The organism is Mucilaginibacter sp., from assembly GCF_036383575.1.
Classification (GTDB): domain Bacteria; phylum Bacteroidota; class Bacteroidia; order Sphingobacteriales; family Sphingobacteriaceae; genus Mucilaginibacter.
In genome coordinates this window covers 1-5,626 of the sequence record NZ_DASVOB010000627.1, presented here as the reverse complement: position 1 = coordinate 5,626, position 5,626 = coordinate 1, and the positions used below count along the sequence as shown (strand labels likewise).

Genomic DNA, 5,626 nt, shown 5'->3' with positions numbered 1-5,626 from the left:
GCATAAAAAAGTATAGAAATACCCTTTGCCCCAGAGGGGCAAAACAAAACGCCTTGCCGATTAAAAAACAGCAAGGCGTTTTGTGGGTTAACTTAAAACTGCGAGAGACCCCGAAGGGACGTTAACCGTTACTTCAGCAGTACCTTGGTAGCGCCGTAGCCAAATTTCTCTTTACGGGCATCCATAAAGGTTTGCACCTTTTTATGCCTGCCTAATTGTTTGTGCAGCTCATTACGTAATGTACCGTTGCCCGCGCCGTGTATAAAAGTAATATCGGGCAGCTGATGAACAATAGCTGCATCCAGCGCTTTATGAAAATGAGCCAGCTGAATCTCCATGATCTCCGAACTGGTCAAAAACTGGTAGTCATCGCGCAGCTTTTCTATGTGCAGATCAACTTCGCTAACAGGTTTTTCAATTACTACTTTTTCGATGGGCGTTTCAAAAAAGCTTTCTTTTAGTTTTTGAGCATCTATAACCAGTTCTGGTTCATCAAGTCTGATAAGCCAACCCGGCTGGTTAAGCAGCGGAATGTTCTTTTTAGTGGTCGAAAAGTCTTTCGCTTTAAACTTTTCATGTACAGCTAATGGTGCCGGTGGCTCAACGTTTTGTTTAGTGCTGAATAAAACGCTAAGAATAAATTTAGGCCAAACCTGCAGATCGGCCAGTTGGGCTGAATAAATATTTTCGGTTGATTTAGGTGCTACTATCCCGGCAAATTCGCCTTTAAACACCTGCTGCTTATCGGTTGTTAAAGTAGCCAGCAACTGGAACGATGTTTCATTGATCAAATGAAAATGCACAACTGAATTAGCTTTGGCATCGGTAACTACACCAATGTAAACGCCATTTTTTACAAACTCGCCTGCAGGAACAGGCTTTTCATCTGTGATACTGGTGCTTTTAGCTGTTCCGGCCGGCTGGTAACCATGTACATAAGTTACTTTACTGGCAAGCACAGGGATTTCAAAATCGTCGTCGCCGGTAACGCCTATCATTTGCTCATCGATGATGCGGGTAACAAAACCTTCCATTTTTTCATCAACAAACCGAACAAAATCGCCTAATTTATATTTCATAGCATATGTTATTACTGTGCAAAGTTAATTTATCCGGGCACATCCACCCCGATAATAAAACTTACTTATCTTTAAAGTAAGTTTTATTGGTAATTATATGATTAACAGCTTTTAAGAAACATCAACTTTAAACACATACATTTAACTTGATACCATGAGCAACAGTACCCCTAAAACATTAGATGCCGTTTTATTAAAACAGGTATTTGTCCACAACCTAAACCGAATTTATTTTGGTAAGTGCTACCTCGATAAGCACCTTGAACACCTGAAAAGCCTCGCCTCATTTACAGCACTGCAGCAAGCCATACAGGAGTTTGGGGATGATATCAAAAAGCAGATAAACCGGATGAATGAGATCTATACCCTGATCAAGGAAACCCCGTCAGATAAAAACTGTAACCCTATAAAGTCCATTGTTAAGGATGAATTTTGCCTTGACGAAGCGCAGACCATCCCGGTATTGCTGGATATGGATATTATGATGTATCTGCAACTGCTTGAGCATATTAATATAACCTCATGTCATATGCTTATTATGGTTGCCAAACAGCTTAATTATACCGAGGCACAGCAACTGCTTACCGAATGCAAGGACGAATCAATTGATAACGATGAGCTTTTCACGCTCATTTCCAAGGAATATATCGTTGCTGATTAAGGGCAGAAAATAAGAAAGCCATCCGCATAGCGCAGATGGCTTAAATGTTAGTTATTTAATACCCCTATTAAAATAACTGGTAACAAAGTAAAAAAAAATATATCCGATACCGCAAAATATTTATTCATAAATAAACTTTGTGACAGCTTTGTTACAAATACACAGCGAAAAGACCATTTATCAACTGGTTTTTTCGCTAAATTTTCCTGATTAATGCTTCCCGCATATCGTTATTTAATCCAATTGATTTAAATTGGCAACTGAAATTTAAGACGTATGATCAAACCCATTATTTTATCTGCCTTATCCTGCATTGTTTTTGTACAGGTTAAGGCTCAAACCTTGTATATGCCCCGCGATATACAAAAAGCATTTAAAAACGAGACCCGGTCGGCTGATGGCCGCCCTGGCAAAAAGTACTGGCAAAATTATGGCCGCTATAATATCAGTATTACAGCAGTGCCTCAAAACCGTACCGTAAAGGGTACAGAACAGATCACTTATGTTAACAACAGCCCCGATACTTTAAAAAGGCTTAACATGAAGCTGATCCTGAACATTCACAAACCAGGCGCCGCCCGTTTTGGTGATGCAGCAGCCGACTATCTTACACCAGGCATCCAGTTTGATAACTTCTTAATTAATGGCGAAGCAAAAAAAGTTGCATCAGGTTCAACAAATCAAATGGTAGGCTTAAGTAAACCGTTACTGCCTCATGATTCGGTTAAGCTTGATATTGGCTGGCATTTTGAAATTTCAAAAGAGAGTGGCCGCGAAGGCATGATTGATTCAACTACTTGTTACCTGGCTTATTTTTATCCGCGGGTATCAGTTTATGACGATTACAATGGCTGGGACAGGCTGCCTTTCTTAGACGCTCAAGAGTTTTATAACGACTTTAACGATTATACCCTGCATGTTACCGCACCAAAAAACTATGTAGTTTGGGCTACGGGCACCCTGCAAAATCCGGACGAAGTATTACAGCCAGAATATGCGAAGCGCTTACAGGCCTCGTTCACCAGCGATTCAACTATTAACATTGCATCGGCCGCCGAACTTGCTGCCCATAAGGTAACCGCTCAAAAAGACATGAACACCTGGACCTGGACCGCCAATGATATCAGCGACATGGCCGTAGGTATCAGCGATCATTATGTATGGGATGCTGCCAGCGTTGTTGTGGATGATGCTACAAACCGCCGCGCCAGCATGCAGGCCGCTTTTTTAGATAGCTCAGAAGATTTTCATCATGCTGTACAAAACGGCCGTAACTCATTAGGCTGGCTGTCACACAACTGGCCTGGTGTACCTTATCCATTCCCTAAAATGACATCGTTCCAGGGTTTTGCAGATATGGAATACCCGATGATGGTAAACGACAGCCACACTAATGATGTGCGTTTTTCGCAATTTGTGCAGGACCATGAGATAGCGCATACCTATTTCCCTTTTTACATGGGTATAAACGAAAGCCGTTATGCCTTTATGGACGAGGGCTGGGCAACAACTTTTGAATTGCTGATAGGCACATCAGAAGTAGGTAAAGAAAAAGCCGAAGCATTATACAAAAACTTCCGTGTTGACAGATGGATCCATGATGCCGCAACTGCCGAAGACCAGCCGGTTATCACCCCTTCAAGCGAACTAAGGGGCGGATACGGTAATAACTCATATGGTAAGCCTTCATTAAGTTATTTTGCACTGAAAGATATGCTGGGTGATGTACTGTTTAAAAAAGCCTTACATGGCTATATGGACCGCTGGCATGGTAAACACCCAATACCGTGGGATTATTTTAACTCCATGAGCAATATCACAGGTAAAAACCTCGATTGGTTTTTCAATAACTGGTTCTTCACCAATTACTACATCGACCTATCTTTAAAGAGTGTTACCAAAGCAGCAGGCGGTTATACCGCAACTATTAAAAACATAGGTGGTTTTGTGGTTCCGTTTGATGTAAAGGTTACTTATGCAGATGGTTCGGCCGAAAGCATTCATCAAACACCTGCTGTTTGGGAAAAAAATCAAAAGCAAATTGCTGTAGATCTCAAAACCAATAAAGCCATTAAATCAGTTACTTTAGATGGCGGCATATTTATGGATGCTGATGAAAGTAACAATACATGGAATAAATAATAAAAAAATGCCTGTAAATAATAAAACCCTGCCAGTTGGCAGGGTTTTATTATTTTATGATAGTACTAAATATTATGCGTTCTGTACAGAATTATTCCAGTCATTAGCTGTTGCCTTCGCTTTTGATTTTGCTTCATCGGCGGCATCACTTGCTTTGCCTGCAATATCATCAGCTGTTGATTTAACAGCATCAACAGCTTTATCTTTAGCATCCCAAAGGTCGCTAACAGTACCGCTAAACTTGGTTTTAGCTTTATCAATTACATTATTGCTGTAATCTTTGATCTCTCCGGCTGTTGTTTGCGCCTTGTTTTTGGCGGTATCAACCAAATCGTTTATATAGTCGGCAATATCCCCCCTTAATTCAGTGCCTTTTTCAGGAGCCAACAATAAACCCAAAGCCGCACCCGCTGCTGCACCTACCAATAGTGCTGCTATAATTTTTGCTTGATCTTTCATGTTCTTTTCTTTGTTTTATGTGTAGTCGATTTATGATATTACAGGTTAAACAACAACAATGCCAGTTTTATTTGAAAGTAACATTCAAATATTAAGCTGAGGTACGCTATAGATTAACAAAAAAACAAGGCAACAAAAAAGGCACTCAAAAAATTGAGTGCCTGTAGGCTTAATGATTATATTATAATTATATAACTTTTACATTTACCGCGTTAAGACCTTTACGGCCATTTTCAACTTCGTATTCAACGGTATCGTTTTCACGAACTTCGTCGATAAGGCCTGTTGAATGAACAAAAATTTCTGGACCGCCATTGCTTGGCACGATGAATCCGAAACCTTTTGTTTCATTGAAAAATTTTACTGTTCCTTGATTTTGCATTGTTTTATTTTATTAATGCCGCCAAGGTAGCTATAATTTACCGTAATCAAACAATCCCCAAAGGGTAATTTAGATTCAAACCAAACAAGCAGCGATGTATCAACTCATTAACAGGTTGCCGATCAGGCTACTATTACCCAACGACGATCCTGTAGCATATCATCAGGATCTTTTACTATTGCCTGTGCTTTTTATTCGGCTCGTTAAGGAAATCCCCCCTTATATTAAAAAAAGCCCCTCGGCTTTTAGGCCAGGGGGCTCGCTAAAAAAATATTCACAACCAAACAGCCTCAAACCACACACTTTACTTTTTCAGCTACATCCAGCATCACATTATCCTGTACTAAAAATTATCTGTCAATGTGTTTAAAGAATATACGGGGCCGCTGGAGTTTTAGTTTTTAAAAAGGTTAAGTTTGCAGCAATAACCGCGAAGTGGTTGTATCTTCTTATAAAATTGAATAACACTAATGAAGGCCTTCATATTTGACCTTAACGGCACCATGATCAATGATATGCCGTTCCACACCAAAGCATGGCAATACCTTTTAAATACCGACCTGGGCGCTAATTTTACCTGGGACGAAGTAAAACCACAGATGTACGGTAAAAACCAGGAAGTACTGGTACGTATGTTTGGCCCAAACCGTTTTACCGTCGAAGAAATGGACAGGCTTTCTCTCCTTAAAGAACAACGTTACCAGGACGAGTTTTTACCCCACCTGGCACTTTTGCCCGGCTTGCACGAGTTTTTGGAGAAGGCTTATCAAAACGGAATCCCGATGGCTATAGGCTCGGCGGCAATTCCTTTTAATATTGATTTTGTATTGGATAACCTTAACATCAGGCATTATTTTAAGGCCATAGTAAGTGCCGACGATGTAGTGTTGAGTAAACCACATC

General features: G+C 40.4%; 6 protein-coding genes. 3 read left to right on the top strand and 3 right to left on the bottom strand.

Annotated elements, in window-relative coordinates:
* Window positions 1-128: 128 nt before the first annotated feature.
* Complete coding sequence (locus VF500_RS22260; protein WP_330861782.1) at window positions 129-1,079, bottom strand: Smr/MutS family protein; 951 nt, start codon at window positions 1,077-1,079, stop codon at window positions 129-131.
* A gap of 154 nt (window positions 1,080-1,233) precedes the next feature.
* Here VF500_RS22260 and VF500_RS22255 point away from each other — a divergent pair, with 154 nt between their 5' ends.
* Both VF500_RS22255 and VF500_RS22250 read left to right on the top strand, forming a co-directional pair.
* Complete coding sequence (locus VF500_RS22255; protein ID WP_330861781.1) at window positions 1,234-1,740, top strand: DUF892 family protein; 507 nt, start codon at window positions 1,234-1,236, stop codon at window positions 1,738-1,740.
* Between the two features lie 276 nt (window positions 1,741-2,016).
* Window positions 2,017-3,882: a M1 family metallopeptidase gene (locus tag VF500_RS22250; protein ID WP_330861780.1), complete on the top strand. Its 1,866-nt coding sequence runs from the start codon at window positions 2,017-2,019 to the stop codon at window positions 3,880-3,882.
* Window positions 3,883-3,954: 72 nt separating this feature from the next.
* Here the strand turns inward: VF500_RS22250 and VF500_RS22245 are convergent, their stop codons facing one another.
* Both VF500_RS22245 and VF500_RS22240 read right to left on the bottom strand, forming a co-directional pair.
* Window positions 3,955-4,341, bottom strand: coding sequence for a YtxH domain-containing protein (locus VF500_RS22245; protein WP_330861779.1), 387 nt, complete (start codon window positions 4,339-4,341; stop codon window positions 3,955-3,957).
* 187 nt (window positions 4,342-4,528) lie between these two features.
* Window positions 4,529-4,723 carry a cold-shock protein gene (locus tag VF500_RS22240; RefSeq protein ID WP_110587018.1) on the bottom strand — a complete coding sequence of 65 codons (195 nt, stop codon included), beginning with the start codon at window positions 4,721-4,723 and terminating at the stop codon, window positions 4,529-4,531.
* Between the two features lie 470 nt (window positions 4,724-5,193).
* On the opposite strand from VF500_RS22240, the gene VF500_RS22235 reads away from it, so the two are divergent.
* On the top strand, window positions 5,194-5,626 hold a 433-nt coding region (locus VF500_RS22235), incomplete at its 3' end, for an HAD family phosphatase (protein WP_330861778.1).